At 73.1% G+C, this 16,680-nt stretch carries 17 protein-coding genes; 12 read left to right on the plus strand and 5 right to left on the minus strand.

The genetic code is table 11. The annotated features are described in order from the left end of the window. Positions 1–57: 57 nt before the first annotated feature. Positions 58–423 carry a metal-sensitive transcriptional regulator gene (locus ACFXGN_RS29335; RefSeq protein ID WP_384864911.1) on the plus strand — a complete coding sequence of 122 codons (366 nt, stop codon included), beginning with the start codon at positions 58–60 and terminating at the stop codon, positions 421–423. Positions 424–460: 37 nt separating this feature from the next. Here ACFXGN_RS29335 and ACFXGN_RS29340 read toward each other — a convergent pair whose 3' ends face one another. Together ACFXGN_RS29340 and ACFXGN_RS29345 are read right to left on the minus strand one after the other, a co-directional pair. Further along, entirely contained in the window at positions 461–646 is a 186-nt protein-coding gene (locus ACFXGN_RS29340) for a hypothetical protein (protein ID WP_351793913.1), read from the minus strand. 116 nt (positions 647–762) lie between these two features. Next, the gene (locus ACFXGN_RS29345; protein ID WP_384864912.1) at positions 763–1,605 is read right to left on the minus strand and encodes a hypothetical protein; all 843 of its coding nucleotides are present in this window, start codon (positions 1,603–1,605) and stop codon (positions 763–765) included. Positions 1,606–1,724: 119 nt separating this feature from the next. On the opposite strand from ACFXGN_RS29345, the gene ACFXGN_RS29350 reads away from it, so the two are divergent. Continuing rightward, positions 1,725–1,889: a hypothetical protein gene (locus tag ACFXGN_RS29350; protein WP_384864914.1), complete on the plus strand. Its 165-nt coding sequence runs from the start codon at positions 1,725–1,727 to the stop codon at positions 1,887–1,889. Here the strand turns inward: ACFXGN_RS29350 and ACFXGN_RS29355 are convergent. Together ACFXGN_RS29355 and ACFXGN_RS29360 are read right to left on the minus strand one after the other, a co-directional pair. Next, the gene (locus ACFXGN_RS29355; RefSeq protein WP_384864916.1) at positions 1,886–2,608 is read right to left on the minus strand and encodes a phosphatase PAP2 family protein; all 723 of its coding nucleotides are present in this window, start codon (positions 2,606–2,608) and stop codon (positions 1,886–1,888) included. The genes ACFXGN_RS29350 and ACFXGN_RS29355 overlap by 4 nt on opposite strands. Before the next feature lie 214 nt (positions 2,609–2,822). Next, on the minus strand, positions 2,823–3,848 hold the full coding sequence (locus tag ACFXGN_RS29360) for an NlpC/P60 family protein (RefSeq protein ID WP_384864917.1): 1,026 nt from the start codon (positions 3,846–3,848) through the stop codon (positions 2,823–2,825). A 363-nt stretch (positions 3,849–4,211) separates the two neighbouring features. Here ACFXGN_RS29360 and ACFXGN_RS29365 point away from each other — a divergent pair, with 363 nt between their 5' ends. The 6 genes from ACFXGN_RS29365 to ACFXGN_RS29390 all read left to right on the plus strand — a co-directional run bounded on the left by ACFXGN_RS29365 (position 4,212) and on the right by ACFXGN_RS29390 (position 11,412). After that, positions 4,212–4,520 (plus strand): hypothetical protein, encoded by a 309-nt coding sequence (locus ACFXGN_RS29365; protein ID WP_030221046.1) that lies wholly within the window; start codon positions 4,212–4,214, stop codon positions 4,518–4,520. A 98-nt stretch (positions 4,521–4,618) separates the two neighbouring features. Continuing rightward, entirely contained in the window at positions 4,619–5,455 is an 837-nt protein-coding gene (locus tag ACFXGN_RS29370; protein WP_384864919.1) for a hypothetical protein, read from the plus strand. Further along, positions 5,445–6,743 (plus strand): hypothetical protein, encoded by a 1,299-nt coding sequence (locus ACFXGN_RS29375; RefSeq protein ID WP_384864920.1) that lies wholly within the window; start codon positions 5,445–5,447, stop codon positions 6,741–6,743. The genes ACFXGN_RS29370 and ACFXGN_RS29375 overlap by 11 nt, the downstream gene beginning before the upstream one ends. Next, complete coding sequence (locus ACFXGN_RS29380) at positions 6,740–8,293, plus strand: SCO6880 family protein (protein WP_384864921.1); 1,554 nt, start codon at positions 6,740–6,742, stop codon at positions 8,291–8,293. Before ACFXGN_RS29375 ends, ACFXGN_RS29380 begins: the two co-directional genes overlap by 4 nt. Before the next feature lie 20 nt (positions 8,294–8,313). Beyond that, a complete protein-coding gene (locus ACFXGN_RS29385; RefSeq protein ID WP_366445263.1) occupies positions 8,314–9,708 on the plus strand; it encodes an ATP-binding protein in 1,395 nt (464 codons plus the stop codon). Next, entirely contained in the window at positions 9,709–11,412 is a 1,704-nt protein-coding gene (locus tag ACFXGN_RS29390; RefSeq protein WP_384864922.1) for a type VI secretion protein, read from the plus strand. 581 nt (positions 11,413–11,993) lie between these two features. On the opposite strand, the gene ACFXGN_RS29395 is transcribed toward ACFXGN_RS29390, so the two are convergent. Then, entirely contained in the window at positions 11,994–12,557 is a 564-nt protein-coding gene (locus tag ACFXGN_RS29395) for a GNAT family N-acetyltransferase (protein ID WP_384864924.1), read from the minus strand. Between the two features lie 285 nt (positions 12,558–12,842). Here ACFXGN_RS29395 and ACFXGN_RS29400 point away from each other — a divergent pair, with 285 nt between their 5' ends. Genes ACFXGN_RS29400 through ACFXGN_RS29415 form a run of 4 tightly spaced genes read left to right on the plus strand, consistent with a single transcriptional unit; the run spans position 12,843 to position 16,531 of the window. Further along, entirely contained in the window at positions 12,843–13,745 is a 903-nt protein-coding gene (locus ACFXGN_RS29400) for an ABC transporter ATP-binding protein (protein ID WP_384864925.1), read from the plus strand. Further along, positions 13,742–14,614: an ABC transporter permease gene (locus ACFXGN_RS29405; RefSeq protein ID WP_384864927.1), complete on the plus strand. Its 873-nt coding sequence runs from the start codon at positions 13,742–13,744 to the stop codon at positions 14,612–14,614. The genes ACFXGN_RS29400 and ACFXGN_RS29405 overlap by 4 nt, the downstream gene beginning before the upstream one ends. Before the next feature lie 13 nt (positions 14,615–14,627). Continuing rightward, the gene (locus ACFXGN_RS29410; protein ID WP_384864928.1) at positions 14,628–15,866 is read left to right on the plus strand and encodes a sensor histidine kinase; all 1,239 of its coding nucleotides are present in this window, start codon (positions 14,628–14,630) and stop codon (positions 15,864–15,866) included. After that, on the plus strand, positions 15,863–16,531 hold the full coding sequence (locus ACFXGN_RS29415) for a response regulator (RefSeq protein ID WP_384864929.1): 669 nt from the start codon (positions 15,863–15,865) through the stop codon (positions 16,529–16,531). The genes ACFXGN_RS29410 and ACFXGN_RS29415 overlap by 4 nt, the downstream gene beginning before the upstream one ends. Positions 16,532–16,680 lie beyond the last annotated feature (149 nt).

Raw genomic sequence — 16,680 nt, forward strand, 5'->3', positions numbered from 1 at the left:
CGGTACCATATACCCACGAGGGGTATACACACCCTTAATGGACAACGGGAGGACGCGATGACGACCACCGAGGCGGACCAGGTGACCCCCGAGGCCGTCGGGGCCGTCGGGGCCGTCGAGCCCGCCGACCACGCGCACGGCGTGCACGGCTACCACAACCAGAAGGACGAGCACCTCAAGCGGCTCCGCCGCATCGAGGGCCAGATCCGCGGCCTCCAGCGGATGGTCGACGAGGACGTCTACTGCATCGACATACTCACGCAGGTCTCCGCCTCCACGAAGGCCCTCCAGTCCTTCGCCCTCCAGCTCCTCCAGGAGCACCTGAGGCACTGCGTCGCGGACGCGTCGACCAAGGGCGGCGAAGGCATCGACGCCAAGGTCGAGGAGGCCACCAAGGCCATCGCCCGGATGCTGCGCACCTGAGCCGCGCACACCCGGCGGCGGGGGCGGGACCGCACTCTCAGCGGTCCTCCCCCGCCCGTTCCGCGGCCACCCGCAGGATCTCGTCGATCCGGGCGGCGCTGAGCCGCTCCCCGTCCGCCGCGGAAGCCGCGATGATCAGCTCGCCGCACAGTTCGATCTCGGCGAGGGCGACGCAGTCCGGGTCTGCGGGCACGGTTGCTGTACCGGGCGGGGCCACGCGCATCCACCTCTTCCTGCCGGCGTCGTCTCCCTGCGGTCTCCCAGCGTAGGGACGGGGCCACGCACCGCGCATGACACGTCCGGACCATTTGCCGATGGCCCCGGCGGCGCCCGCGCGGGTCAGGACTCGATCTTCCCGTCGTAGAGGTCCCGGTGGTCCGGCAGCGTCACCTCGACGGGAACCCCGAAGCCGTACAGCAGGGTCGTCGAGGCGACCGCGACCGTACGTCCCTGATTGCTGAAGCTGAACCGGTGCCGGACCTTCCGCAGCAGCCCCTCCGCGTCGAGGTACGCGTCGAAGGGCACGGTGTCCACGGTGAACCCCTTCGCCGCGGCGGCGAGCGCGCCCCGCAGGTACGGGGAGGCGTGCGCGGCGGCGCGGCCGATGTCCGTGACCCCCCGGTAGTGGCTGACCCGCACCCCCGCCAGTTCGACCTCGCCGAGGTACGCGACCTCCCGGACGCCCCGCAGCAGCTCGGCGGCGGCGGCCGGGTCGGTGGCCCCACCGGTGACCAGGTTCCCGTCGGCGAGGGCGGTGGTGTCGACCCGGACCCACTTGTCGGCGGGCACCCCGGCCCCCCGGTTCTTCATGTAGAGGGCGCCGGGGGTGAGCAGTTCGGTGATCGGCCGGTGCTCGTTCTTCCCCGCCGGGTCCTTCGGCAGCACCACCTGGAGCCTGCCGGTGCGGCGCCGGAAGTCGTAGCCGCCCTCGCCCCGGATGGTGACCCGGGTGCCGCCCGACGCCATCTCCATCGAGGTGCTGGTCTTCGCGGAACCGGCGCGGGCGAGCACCTCGGCCGCGTCCCGCACGGCCCGCGCCGGATCGGCCTTCGGCTTCGGGTCCCCGGGTGCCGCGCACCCGGCGACCGCCCCAGTCCCCACGAGGGACCCGACCAGCACGGCGGTGACGGCGAACGCCCCGCTCCCCCGGCCCTGCGGCCGTCCGTCGCTCCGCGTCACCATCGTCCGTCGACCCCCAAGAACCGCGCCGCCGCTCGCCGGTGCCCGGGCCCGCGGGTCCGGGGGCACCCGAACCCCTAACGACGGTCCGGGCGTGCCGTCACGCGCAGTACGGTGGTGGGGTGTACGCGCAGGCCTCCCCCCACACCATCACGACGACGGAGCGCGGCTCGTTCGCGCTGGCCCGGTGCAGCTGCGGCTGGACGGGCCCGGCGAGGAGGTCCCGCGACCGCGCCCGCACCGACGCGACGGAACACCTCCGCGCGACCGGCTCCGAAGGCCCCTAGGCGGCGAGGTCGTTGCGCCCCGGTCCGGCGCCCGTGCCGCCCAGGCGCGGTTCGGGGATGCCGACGGTCCCGGCGCACCGGAGTCCGGGGGCCCGGCGGGAGCGGACCAGCCGGGCGCAGCGCCGCGAGCGGGCGACGGCGGAGAGCAGCGGGGTCAGCAGCGCGAGGGCGGGCGGGGCGAGGAGCAGCGCGACCGCCGTGCCGAGGGCGAGGCCGCCGATGACGTCGGTCGGGTAGTGGACGCCCAGGTAGACGCGGGTGAAGCCCTCGGCGAGGGCGAGACCGATGGCGGCGAGACCGAACCCCCGGTGGGCGACGAAGACTCCGACGGCGAGGGCCATGGCCAGGGTGGCGTGGTCGCTGACGAAGGAGAAGTCCGTCTTGCCCGCGACGAGGACCTCCAGGCCCTCGTGGTCCTCGAAGGGGCGGGGGCGTTCGACGAAGTCGCGGATGGGGATGTTGACCAGGAGGGCGATCCCGGCGGCCAGCGGGGCCCAGACGAGCCCGGCGGCGGCGGAGACGGAGTCGGCGGGGGTCCCTCGTCCGCGGACGCTCCACCAGCACCACAGCACCACGAGCACCAGCGCGAGCAGGATGCCGTACTCGCCGACGAACGCCATGACCCGGTCGGACCACGGCGGGGCCGCCTTGGTCAGCCCGTTGATGTCGTAGAGCAGCCCGACATCGGGGTTCGAACCGTCCGATGCGCGTACAGCCATCTGCCGCGGACCCCTTGCTCTCGTGTGTGCCGTCCCACCCCCGTGGTCAGAGCGGTCGGATCAGGGAACGAGTCGCCTGAGGCGCGCGTTCCGCTCTCTCCGGTGGATCATGACGACGTTACCGAAGAGTGACGGTCCACCGCAGCTCAGGGCCAGCGCATGACGGAGAGTTCCGGCCATCTCGGGACGCGGTCCGACGCCCCGTCTCCTCCGTTCAGGCCCCCGGGAGATGGGTCGGCAGCGCCGCCGCCCCCTCCTTGGTGACCCGGGTCGCGCCGAAGTAGTCGGGGGTGTCGATCCGGTCGAACCGGATCACCGCCCCGGTGCGCGGCGCGTCGATCATGTACCCGCCGCCGACGTAGATGCCGACGTGCCGGATGGCCCGGGAATTGGTCAGGTCGTCGGAGAAGAAGACCAGGTCCCCCGGCAGCAGTTCCTCCCGCGTGGGGTGCGGTCCCGCGTTGTACTGGTCGTTGGCCACGCGCGGCAGCTGGATGCCGACGCTGTCGAACGCGGCCTGGGTGAGCCCCGAGCAGTCGAACCGGCCGTTCTGCGCGGCCGTTCCCGTACCGCCCCACAGATACGGGGTGCCGAGCTTGCCCTGCGCCCACGCGATGGCGCCCGCCGCCTGCCGGGACGGGTCCACCCGGCCCACCGGCCGGGCGAAGCTCTTCTCCAGGGACTGGATGATCCGCACGTAGTTCTGGGTCTCGCTGATCGGCGGGACGCCGCCGTGCCGGATCACCCGGTACGCGCCCGCGTTGTACGCGGCCAGCATGTTGCTCGTCGGGTCGCCGGGAACGTCCTTGACGTACCCCGCGAGTTCGCAGTCGTACGAGGCGGCCGACGGGATCGCGTCCTTCGGGTCCCAGATGTCCCGGTCGCCGTCCCCGTCCCCGTCCAGCCCGTGCCCGGCCCAGGTGCTGGGGATGAACTGGGCGATGCCCCGGGCGTCGGCCGACGAGACCGCCTTCGGGTTCCAGCCGCTCTCCTGGTACAGCTGAGCGGCGAGCAGCGCCGGGTTGATGGCGGGGCAGAGGTTCCCCCAGCGCTGGACGAGCCCCTGGTAGAGCGCGGGCACCGAACCCTTGGCCAGGGCCACCGCGCCGTTCGCGCCCCCCGGGGCGCCCGCGATCCCGGCCGCCGCCGAATACGTACCGATGACGAGCAGCGCGAGGAAGCCGAGACAGATCCCGACGGCCCCGCCGGCCACCGCCCACGCCTTTCCGGCCCTACGCACCGTCAACCACCCCTCGGCCCATGCCAGTACGCCCCGGGGCCCAGTCTAGGCCGCGAGACGCTCCGGCGGGCCGTTTGCGCGAGCCCCGATCGTCCCGGCCCCGGCGCCGCCCCAAGAGTGCAACAACGACAATCATTGCCCGGAGTCACCCTCCGTGATACACAGAGTGACCATACGCTTCTTTGCATGGAAACCGGACACACCACCGCAGGTCAAGGCGGTCGAGCCGGTCACATGTGCGGGGATCGGGTAAAGAGAGCCGTCAAGCCGTCACACGCGAGCGGTTTCATCAGCGAAGATAGGGCGATGACCCATGCCGTCCGGCAGGGGTGAAACAACTACCCCACACGGGCGGTGAGTTACATGTACCTGGCGGCTGAGAAGGGCGACATCACCACCATCATCGGTGGAATCGCCCCCAACTGGGGCCCTTTCGGGAGCCTGGGCAACGAGGCCAAGATCATGATCGAGGTCGTGATGGCCGTGGCCATCCTGCTCTGCCTCGGCATCGCCATCTGGGGAGCGGCCAAGCAGCGCATCGGCGCGACCGCGCTGCGCGACACGTTCAGCGCGGAACAGGGCAAGGGCCTCATCGTGGCCGGACTGACCGGAGTCTTCATCATCGGCTCCCTGGGAACGCTGTTCACCATCGTGTACGGGATGGCCGTCTGACTCCCCGTCGGACCCGTCCCCCTGAGATTGCGTTCCCTGATGTCCAGTCACGTTGCAGCACTGCCCGTACCGCGAACCAGTGAGGGGGCGTTCCCGGCATGAGTCCCGGTGACGAGCACGACAGCTTCGGCGGCGTGGGCGGCTCGGGCCAGACCCGGACCCGCCTGCCCGAGGGCAACGGCGGCGACTTCCACGGCACCGCCCGCCGCCCCGCGCGCGGCTCCCGCTCCCTCCTCACGGTCGTCGGCGTGGTGGTCCTCCTCGTGGCCGCCATCGCCTTCGCCAACCGCGGCGGCGGCGAACCGGCCGCCACCGCGGGCCCCGGCTCCGACCGCCCCGGCCGCGCCGCCCCCACCACGGCCACCGGCGTCCGCCCCGTCACCGGCGAGAACGGCCAGATCCCGACCGGCCACCCCCAGGACACCCAGGGCGCCCAGAGCGCGGCCACGAACTACGCGGTGGCACTGGGCTCGGTCGACATGTTCCAGCGGGGCCCCCGCACCGACATCGTCCGCGCCACCCACGACCCCGCCGTCACCGACGCCCTGCTGAAGCGGCTCGACGCCTCCTACACCGCCGACTTCCTCACCAGCATCGGACTCGACGCGAACGGCCTCGCGCCCAGCGGCCTGACCTTCGTCTCCCGCACCGTCCCGGTCGGCGCCAAGGTCCGCGACCACACCGCCACCACCGCCACGGTCGACGTCTGGTGCACCGGCCTCGTCGGCCTCGCGGGCACCGGCTCCACCAAGCCCGTCACCTCCACCTGGTTCACGCTCACGCAGAAGCTCACCTGGGTCGGCGGCGACTGGCGCATCAGCTCGTCCAGCCAGACCGAGGGCCCCACCCCGGTCAACGGGGACAACCGGGCGTCCGTCGCCGACGAGATCGCCGAGGCCGTCGAGCAGTACGGAGGCTTCACCTATGCCCGCTAGCCGCAGCCTCGCGGGCCGCGCGACGGCCACGCTGACCGCCGCGTTCCTCGCCGTCCCCCTCACCCTCTCCACGTACGCCCAGGCGGCCCCCACCCCGACCCCCTCGGGCCCCACACCCACCCCCAGCGGCGACAGCCGCTGCGCCCTCATCGTGGGACAGGCCAGGGAACTGTGCGAGCGCGGCCAGTCCGGCGGCGGTGCACCGCCCACCGAGCCCACGGCGGCCCTCGACCCCCTGTCCTCGCTCGCGCGCGGCTGCGCCGACGCCGCCGTCGCCACCATCGACTACCTCTCCAAAGCCGTGAAGGAGACCGCCGACGTCGACTTCACCAACACCCAGTTCCTCGGCCGCTACGCCATCGTCTTCGCCGCCGCCACCTTCCTCACCCTTCTCCTCTGGCTGCTCGCCGTCGCCAAGCGCGCCATCCGCGGCGTGCCCCTGGCCACCGCCCTCTCCGAGGCCATCGGGTTCCTCTGGCTGACGGTCCTGGCCTCCGCGTTCACCCCGCTGATCCTCTACACCGTGGTCAACGCCACCGACGCCGTCACCGAGGTCATCGCCTCCGGCACCGGCCAGCAGACCGACATCTTCTTCGGCAGCTTCAAGGAGGCCCTCCAGAAGGGCGACAGCATCGGTGGCGGCCCCATCATGCTGATCATCGTCTCCCTGGTGACCGTCCTGGCCGCGGGCGTCCTGTACCTGGAACTGTTCCTCCGCGCCGTCCTGCTGTACGTCGGCGCCCTCCTCGGCGTCGTCGTCTACTCCGGGCTCGTCGACAAGAACATGTGGGGCCACGTCCGCCGCTGGGCGGGCATCATGATCGCCGTCATCCTGGTGAAGCCGATCATCGTGATCGTCCTCGGCCTGGCCGGCGCCCTCTCCTCCGGCACCGGACCCGACTCCTTCTCCGCCGTCGTCTCCGGCCTCGCGATCATCCTCCTCGCCATCTTCGCCTCCGCGATGATCTACCGCTTCGTCCCCGGCTTCGGCGACGAGATCGCCGCCTCCCGCAACAACCGCCTGCACCGCGCGGGCGAGAACACCGCGGCGGCCGTCATCTCCTCCCCCGCCTCCCTCGTCTCCCAGGGCATCAAGACCCACAGCAGCCGCGGCGACGGCGGCGGCCAGGGCGCCCAGCCCGCCCGCGCGGCCAACCCCGTGTCCGGCGGCATGGCCGCCCACAGCAGCCGAGGCGCCGCGACCCCCCCGCCCCCGCCCCGTAGCGGCAACCCCACCGCGGGCACCCCGCACAGCAACCGCAAGAACTCTGGAGGTGCAGGGCGTTGACGACCCAGTCCCCACCGGTCACGCCCCGCCGCACGTATCTCGTGGGCCGCGCCCGGCCGAACGCGATCGTCGGCAAGAACCGCGAGACCGGCGAGATCGCCCTGATCATCGTCGGCGCCTTCCTCGGCATGATGAGCGGACTCCTCGTCCCCGTCCTCCCCCTGCGGATCGCCCTCCTCGCCGGTCTGCCCATGATCGCCATCGCCGCCGTGTACCTCCCGTACAAGCACCGCACGTTCTACAAGTGGTTCGAGATCAACCGCAGCTACAAGCGGATGCTGAAGCGCGGCACGGCCTACCGCTCCGTCACCGTCGAGGCGGGCACCCGGCTCGACGGCCGCGAGGTCGAGGTCGGCCCGCCGCCCGGCATCGGCGGCATCGGCTGGCTCGCCGCCCCCTTCGGCCCCGACGAGATCGCCGTGCTCCTCCACGCCGACCGGCGCACCGTCACCGCCGCCATCGAGATCGAGGGCCCCGGCGTCGGCCTCCGCGACAGCGAGGACCAGGAAGCCCTCGTCGACCGCTTCGGCACCCTCCTCAAGCACGTCGCCAACGGCGACGGCTTCGTGACCCGCATCCAGATGCTGGCCCGCACCCTGCCCGCCGACCCCGACGCGCACGCGAAGGACGTCGGCCAGCGCGGCGACCCGCACGCCCCCGGCTGGCTCCAGGAGTCCTACGACCAGCTCCAGTCGATGGTCTCCACCTCCAGCGAGCAGCACCGCGCCTACCTCGTCGCCTGTATGCACTACACCCGCGAACTCGCCGCCGAGGGCAACGCCATGGCCCGCGCCGCCCGGCACGCCTCCGGCGCCCGCAGGCTCGACCGGGACGCCGGACTCGCCGTCGTCATGGCCCGCGAACTCACCGACATCTGCGCCCGCCTCGCCGAGGCCGACATCCGCGTCCGCCAGCCCCTCGGCCAGTCCCGCCTCGCCTCCCTCGTGCACTCCATGTACGACCCCGACCACCCCATCGACCACATCCAGGCCATGACCAAGCGCAACGCCTGGCCCGCCGAGCTGGACGCGATGGAACCGACGTACCTCCAGGCCAAGACCCGCGAGTCCTCCACCCGCGCCCCCTGGTGCCACGCCACCGCCTGGGTGAAGGAGTGGCCGATGACCCCCGTCGGCGTCAACTTCCTCGCCCCGCTGCTCGTCCACACCCCGGACGTGATCCGCACGGTCGCCGTCACCATGGACCTGGAGCCCACCGAGGTCGCCATCGAGCGGATGCTCACCGAGAAGACCAACGACGAGGCCGACGCCAGCCGCGCCGCCAAGATGAACCGCACGGTCGACCCGCGCGACATCGCCGCCCACGGCAGGCTCGACCAGCGGGGCGAGGACCTCGCCAGTGGCGCCGCCGGAGTGAACCTGGTCGGGTACATCACGGTGTCGTCGCGCTCCCCCGAGGCCCTGGCCCGGGACAAGCGCACGATCAGAGCCTCCGCCGGCAAGTCCTACCTGAAGCTGGAGTGGTGCGACCGCGAGCACCACCGGGCCTTTGTGAACACCTTGCCGTTCGCGACCGGCATCCGCCGCTAGGGCCGAAGGGGCACAGACCGATGCGAGATCCGCTGTCCGTCCTCACCGAAGCCTTCACCTCCTTCCTCTTCGGGAAGGTGGAGACCACCCGGCTGCCCGTCCGCACCTCCACCGGACAGGCCCAGGCCGTCTACCTGCCGACCGCCGCGCCCGGCCTCGGCGACTCCGGCGTCATCATCGGCCGCGAGGTCTACAGCGGCAAGGGATACATCTACGACCCCTTCCAGCTGTACGGACAGCAGCTCCCGGCCCCCCACTGGCTGGTCCTCGGCGAATCCGGCAACGGCAAGTCCGCGCTGGAGAAGACGTACGTGCTCCGCCAGCTGCGCTTCCGGGACCGGCAGGTCGTGGTCCTCGACGCGCAGGGCGAGGACGGCGTCGGCGAATGGAACCTCATCGCGCAGGAGCTGGGGATAACCCCCATCCGCCTGGACCCCATGGTCGCCAACGACTCCGGCATCCGTCTGAACCCGCTCGACCCGTCGATCACCACGACCGGGCAGCTCGCCCTGCTCCGTACGATCATCGAGGTGGCGATGGGCCACGGCCTGGACGAGCGCGCGGGCTTCGCGCTCAAGGTCGCCCACGCCCATGTCATCGAGCACACCACCGACCGGCAGCCGATCCTCACCGACATCGTCGAACGGCTCCGCCACCCCGAGGCGCAGTCGGCCGAGGCGATGAACGTCGACATAGACGACGTACGGGCCTGGGGACTGGACGTCGCCCTCGTCCTGGACCGGCTGGTCGACGGCGACCTGCGGGGCATGTTCGACGGCCCGACGACCGTCGGCATCGACCTCGACGCCCCCCTGATCGTCTTCGACCTCTCCCACATCGACCGCAACTCCATCGCGATGCCGATCCTCATGGCGATCGTCGGCGTCTGGCTGGAGCACACCTGGATCCGCCCCGACCGGAAGAAGCGCATCTTCCTCGTCGAGGAGGCCTGGCACATCATCAACAGCCCCTTCGTCGCGCAGCTGTTCCAGCGGCTGCTGAAGTTCGGCCGCCGACTGGGCCTGAGCTTCGTCGCCGTCGTCCACCACCTCTCCGACGTCGTCGACGGAGCGGCGGCCAAGGAGGCGGCGGCCATCCTCAAGATGGCCTCCACCCGGACCATCTACGCCCAGAAGGCCGACGAGGCACGCGGTACGGGACGGGTCCTCGGCCTGCCCCGCTGGGCGGTGGAGATCATCCCGACCCTCACCCCCGGCATCGCAGTCTGGGACGTCAACGGCAACGTGCAGGTGGTCAAACACCTCATCACCGAACGGGAACGCCCGCTGGTCTACACCGACCGCGCGATGACCGAGTCGTCCGTCGTCGACCCGGAGCTGGAGTGGGAGACGGAGCAACGGGCGATCCTCGTCGAGCAGCAGATGAACGGCACCTCGCAGTCGACGGTGGCGTAGATGGAGCAGTCGCGCAAAGGCGGGGGAGGGGTCTCCGACGGGCTGCTGCTCGGCCTGTTCGGATTCCTCCTCTGCCTCACGGTCCTGGTGTGGACGGCGACCGGTCTGGCCGGGCTCCTCTCCCACGGGGCCTGGCCCCGTGGGGTCGGCCTCATGGGCACGCCCTCGGCCCTGCGTTCCCTGGCGACGGCCCCGACGGACCTCGCGGCGGCCTGGCCGGGGACCCCGCCGGGCCAGTTGTCGGGGCACGGCATGTTCTGGGGCCTGCTGATCGGCGAGGCGATGATTCTCCTCGTCCTCACGGTCTTCGCCCTGGGCACCCTGGCCCGCTGGCGCGCGGTCAGGGCGAACCGCAGGACGGGCGGCTACGACGGCCCCCCGCCCCGCAGGACCCCCGAGCCCGTACGGGACTTCCCGAGGCCGTCCGACGCCCCGGAGACCCGCTGGGAGAAGCCCGTACGGGACACCAGGCCCCCGGCACCCGTACGGGACACCCGCGGCCCGGCACCGGGCCGCTCCCGGCCCGTAGGGGACACCACGAGAACCCCCGACCCCCTACGGGACACCCGGCGGCCCGCATCCGGGCACCCGGCACCGGAACAGCCCGCGGCCCACCACCCCGGGCCCGGACCCCTACGGCGACACCCCGAGGAGACCCCGCCCCACGCGGAGACCACACCCCCGGCACCCCGGGGCCCGGCCGTCCCCTCCCCCGCGCCCATGCCCCCGGCCGGCCTCCCGGCCCTTCCGCCCCTCACGGCCACGGCCCTTCACCAGGGCCCCTCACGGACGTTCTACGGTCCTCCGGAAGCCCGCCGCCCCGCCGCCGTCCAGGCGGTCCTGGACGCCGAGGGCGCGGCCCTGGTCGTCACCTCCGACCCCACGGTCTGGTCCGCCACCAAGGACGCCCGCGGCAAGCTCGGCCCGGTCCTCGTCCACGACCCCGGCCACCTCTGCGACACCCCGGCCCGGCTGCGCTGGTCGCCGTCCGAGCACTGCGAGGACCCGGCCACCGCCCAGCTGCGGGCGACCGCCCTGCTGGCCCCGGTCCGCCCGCACGCGCGGCTCGACGCGGCCACCGCGGAGACCGCCGAAACGCTCCTGCGCTGCTGGCTGCACGCGGCGTCCGTCGACGGACGCCCGTTCCGCCAGGTCCACCGCTGGGCCCAGGGCGCGGGCGCCCACGAACCGGTCCGCATCCTCCGCAGCCACCCCAAGGCCGCCTCCGGCCACGCCGGTCTCCTCGAATCCGCCCTCACGGCCCACCCGGAAAGCCGCCGCCTGGCCCAGGAACTGACGGCCCGTGCGCTCGCCGCGCTGTCCTCGGTCCACATCAGGGACGCCTGCACCTCGAACCGAGCGGATTCCCTGTCCCTGGCATCTTTCCTCCCCGAAGGGGGCACCCTCTACGTGGTGGGGGAAGCCATCGAGGATCCCCGCACCCACCCCGGCGCGATGCCGCTCCTCACGGCCCTCGCCGCAAGCGTGGTCGAGCACGGCCGCCGCATGGCCGCACGGTCATCCGACGGTCGGCTCGACCCACCACTGACGCTCGTCCTCGACGACGTCGCCGCCGTGGCGCCGATCCCCCAGCTCCCCGAGCTGCTCGCGAGCGGCCACGACCAGGGCCTCCCGACCCTGGCCCTGCTCCGCTCCCGCGAACAGGCCCGCGCCCGCTGGCCGGAGACCTCCCTCAGCCACTGACGGCCGAGCCACCGCCGCGGCCGAGCCACCCGGGCCCGCCCCCTGCCGGTCCCCGGGCGACCGGCCACCGGCGACCGGTCATCAGGAAGCCGTCACCCGGAGCGCGTCGGCGGCGCCGGACGCCGGTCCGGAAACAGAAAACCGGAACCCGGAGTGCGGGCCCTGACTCCGGGACGAGGAGCCGGTCGAGCAGGTCGTCACCGGCCGGTCCACCGCCTCACCACCTCACCGTCTCCGGCAAGGTGACCCCGGTCGGCGAACGGGTGCCGCCGAGGTCCGCCCGTACCAGGACCACCGCCCCCGACGAGCCCACCGCCGCCCGGCCGGTGGTCGCGCTCCCCCGGGACCACCGGCCGGGCCGGACTCCCGCTCGCCGCCGGACTCCCCCGCACGGTCGGCCACGCCTCGGCTCACGGACGGCACCCCCGCAGGCGCCCCGCAGACGCCCGCAGGTGAGGACGAGGCCATGCGCACTTCGCCGCCCGGCCCGCCCTCACCCACCGCCCGACGCGGCAGGCGTCACCCACCGCCCGGCGGGCGTTCGGCCGACCGCCCGACCACCCGCCGAAACATCCGCCCGCCTAGACCCCCGCCCCCCGCCGCAGCTCGTACTCGTCCTCCATGGCCGTGTCATGTCCCGGCACGGCCACCCGGTCGCCGGTCGGCACGAAGCCGAAGCGACGGTAGAAGGCCGCGGCCCGCGCGTTGTCCTCGTGGACGTACAGCCGCACCCGCTCGACCGGCTCCGCGAGCGCCCAGGACCACTCCACGGCCGTCCGGAACAACGCGTCGATCACACCCGTCCCACGGGCCTCGGGCCGCACATAGACCCCCACGAGATGCGTCTGGGCCGCCTTCGCGGGCTCCCCGAAACGCACCTCGTCCGCGGGCCGCTCCACCAGGACCGTCACCGTGCCGACCCACCGCCCGTCCGGAGCCTCGGCCACGAACTGCCGCGTCTTCCCGTCCCCGCTCTCGGACGCCCCCTCGGCCCGGTCCCGCCAGAAGGCGTCCGGCCGCTCGACGGCCGCCTCGTACGTGTCGAGGAACGCCAGGTGCGCGACCGGGTCCCGGAGCGCCGCCAGACGGATCTCGCGGCTCTGCTCCCACTCGTCGCCACGGATGACGCGTATTGAAAGGTCCATGACGTGATCCTCCGTCGCCCGCCCCCCTCTGACAAGGCTTTTTTCTCCCGCCGAATACCCCACCCCGTACCCGCCCGCCCCACCGGACCACCCCCACGGGAACACTCGCCCGACACCCTGCGGACCACCTCGCGGCACACCCGGCCCGGCATCCGGCAGGACCCCCGGCCCGGCCCCGTGGCCACTTGGCCCCGCCCCCGCGGTGGTACCCAGGTACCACCCCCGCCGGAACCGCCCGCCCCCGGTCGGACGCCCGGCCCCCGTCCGCTCCCTAGCGTCGGACCCATGATCCGAGCAGAGAACCTCACCAAGCGGTACGGGGACACCACCGTCGTCCGGGACCTCGGCTTCACCGTCCGCCCGGGCACCGTCACCGGCTTCCTCGGCCCCAACGGCGCGGGCAAGTCCACCACCCTCCGCATGATCCTGGGCCTCGACGCCCCCACCTCAGGACGCGCCACCGTCGACGGCCGCCCCTACGCCCGGCACGGCGCCCCGCTCACCCGCGTCGGCGCCCTCCTCGAAGCCCGCGCCGCACACCCCGGCCGCACCGCCCGCCAGCACCTCACGGCCCTCGCCCTCACCCACGGCATCCCCCGCGCGCGCGTGGCCCGGGTCCTCGACCTCACCGGCCTCACCGGGGTCGCCGACCGTCGCGTCAAGGGCTTCTCCCTCGGCATGGGCCAGCGCCTCGGCATCGCCGCCGCCCTCCTCGGCGACCCCGCCACCGTCGTCCTCGACGAACCGGTCAACGGTCTCGACCCCGAGGGCGTCCTCTGGATCCGCACCCTCCTCAGGTCCCTCGCCGCCGAAGGCCGTACCGTCCTCGTCTCCTCCCACCTCATGAGCGAGACGGCCCTCACCGCCGACCACCTGATCGTCATCGGCAAGGGCCGTCTCCTCGCCGACACCAGCGTCGACGCGCTCGTCCGCGCCTCCGGCACCACCTCCGTCCGGGTCGTCACCCCCGAGGCCGACCGGCTGCGCACCCTGCTCCCCGGCGCCACGGTCACCACCGAGGCCCCCGACACCCTCGTCGTCACCGGCCCGGACGCCCCGGAGATCGGCCGCACGGCCGCCGCCCACGGACTGGCCCTCCATGAACTCACCCGCAGGGCCCCCTCCCTGGAGCAGGCGTTCATGGCCCTCACCCACGATTCCGTCGAGTACCAGGGAGCCCTCGCATGACAACGAACACGACGAACACGACGGCCACGACGGCCACGACGGCCACGACGGCCACGAAGAGAACCACGAACACCACACCCACCACGGACACCACAGGCACCACCGCCCCCGCCCTCACCCCCGCGCGCGTGATCCGCTCCGAGTGGTACAAACTCCTCACCCTGCGCTCCAGTTGGGCCGCCGTCGGCACCGCCGTCGCGCTCCTGCTCGGCGTCGGCCTCCTCATGGGCGCCACGTACACCTCCGGCGGCGGCGACTCCGACGTCGACACCGTCGTCCTCACCCTGTACGGCTCCCAGCTCGGCGCCGTGGCCCTCGCCGTCCTCGGCATCCTCCTGACCGCGGGCGAGTACGCGACGGGCACGATCCGCGCCACCCTCACCGCCGTCCCCGCCCGGCTGCCGGTCCTGTGGGCGAAGGCCGCCGTCTACACCGGCGGCGTCCTCACCGTCTCGTTCCTCGCGAACCTGCTGACCTTCGGCACCGCGCAGCTCTTCCTCGGCGACACCGACCAGGCCGCCTCGCCGACCGACGACGGCGTCCTCGCCGCCCTCGCGGGCAACGCGACCGGCGTCACCCTCCTCGGTCTGATCGCCCTCGGCCTCGGCGCCGCCCTCCGCTCGGTGCCGGGCGCGATCGGCGCCTTCGTCGGCGGGGTCCTGATCGTCCCGGGCATCCTCGGAGCACTCCCCTACGAGACGGCGGCCACGATCGTCCGGTACTTCCCCGCCCAGGCCGCCGATGTCCTCGGCACGACCGCTCCGCCCCCCGGCAGCCCCTCCCCCGGCACCGCGTTCCTGGCCCTGCTCCTCTGGTCGGCCGCCGCCCTCGCGGTGCCCGCCCTGTTGCTCAAGCGCCGGGACGTATGAGGAAGATGACGGCGTGACCACGGACACCAGTACCGGAGCGACGGGCCTCAGCGGGCACGTCCACCGCCTGACCAGCCGCGTCAGGGCCGCCGACGCCCGCCACCCCTGGCTCTGGGACGCCCTGCCCGCGCTCGTCTGGACGGTGGCGGCGCTCGTGGACGCGTCCGGCGGCTGGCGCACCACCGCCCTCGACCCGACCGTCCCGGGCTGGGCGGTCGTCACCCTGAGCCTGGCCCTGAGCCTCCCCCTGTACGGGCGCCGCCGCCACCCCGTGGCCATGCTCGCCGTCATGGCCTGCGCGGCCTGCGCCAGCGCCGCCTCCGGCGCCTTCCTCCAGTCCTCCTATCTGCAACTGCTGCCGCTCTTCCACCTCGCGCTCGTCCGCCCGACCCGCGACCTCCTGTGGGCCCCGGCCCTGCTCCTGCCACCGCTCCTGACCGGCGCGGTCCTCCACCCCCGGGGCGGCTGGGACCAGCACGCGGTCCCCGCCCTGTGGGCGTACGCGCTGGTCGCGCTCCTCGGCGTCACGGTCCGGTCCCGCCGCGACCACACGGCGGCGCTCGTCGACCGGGCCCGCCGTCTGGAGACCGAACGCGACCAGGAGGTACGGCTCGCCGCAGCCGCCGAACGCACCCGGATCGCCCGGGAGATGCACGACATCGTCGGCCACCACCTGTCCGTCGTCACCGGTCTCGCGGACGGCGGCCGGTACGCGGCGGCCAGGAACCCCGAGCGGGCCGCCCAGGCCCTCGACGCCATCGGTACGACGAGCCGCGAGGCCCTCGCCGAGCTCCGCCGTCTCCTCGGCGTCCTGCACGACGGCCCGGAGGCCGACCGCGCTCCCCAGCCCACCCTGGCCGACCTCGACACCCTGGTCACCGGCGTACGGAAGGCGGGCCTGCCGGTACGGTTCGACCTCCGCGCCGGACCGGCCGCGCCCCCGCTCGCCCCGGGCGCCCAGCTGACGGTCTACCGGATCGTCCAGGAGTCCCTGACCAACACCCTCAAGCACGCGGGCGAGGGCGCGCGGGCGACCGTCGCCCTGTCCCACACCGCGCACGAGGTACGGGTGGAGGTCACGGACACCGACGGCGCCGCCCCGCCGCCCGCCGGGCCACGGCACCCGGGGCGGGGGCTCACCGGAATGCGGGAGCGCGCCGCGCTCTACGACGGCACACTCGACTCCGGCCCCCTGCCGACCGGCGGCTGGCGGACCGTCCTGCGACTTCCCCGGGAGGACTCCCCCTCGTGACGACCGTTCTCATCGCCGACGACCAGCCGATGCAGCGCTTCGGCTTCCGGATGCTGCTGGAGAGCCAGGACGACATGACGGTCGTCGGAGAGGCGGCGAACGGCGCCGAGGCGGTCCGTCTGACCGACCGGCACCGCCCGGACGTCGTCCTCATGGACATCCGGATGCCCGGTCTCGACGGCATCGAGGCCACCCGCCGGATCGTCGCCTCGGGCGACCGCACCCGCGTGCTGATCGTCACGACCTTCGACCTCGACGCGTACGCGTACGACGGTCTCCGCGCCGGCGCCAGCGGCTTCCTGGTGAAGGACGCCCACCCGGAGGAGCTGCTCGCGGGCGTCCGGGCGGTCGCGAGCGGTGACGCGGTCGTCGCCCCGAGCCTGACCCGCCGCCTCCTGGACGCGTACGTCCATCATCTGCCGCGGCCCGCGACGACGGACCCGCGCCCGGAGGACCCGCGCCTCTCGGCCCTCACGGAACGGGAACGGGAGATCCTCACGGTCATCGGTCAGGGCTGGACGAACACGGAGATAGCCGAACGCCTCCACCTCGCGGAATCGACGGTGAAGACCCATGTCGGCCGCGTCCTCGCCAAAACGGGAGCGAGGGACCGCATCCAGGCGGTCATCCTGGCGTACGACACCCAGCTGGTCGCCCCGGCCTGAAAGGAAAAAGCCCCGGGGCTTCGGCCTCCGGGGCTTTTCCTTGTTCCCGCGGGTGAACGCAAAAATGCCTCAACCCCCGGACAGAGTCCAGGGGTTGAGGCTAAAAATTGTTCGGCGGTGTCCTACTCTCCCACAGGGTCCCCCCTGCA

It is taken from the genome of Streptomyces sp. NPDC059247, from assembly GCF_042754005.1.
Lineage (GTDB): Bacteria > Actinomycetota > Actinomycetes > Streptomycetales > Streptomycetaceae > Streptomyces.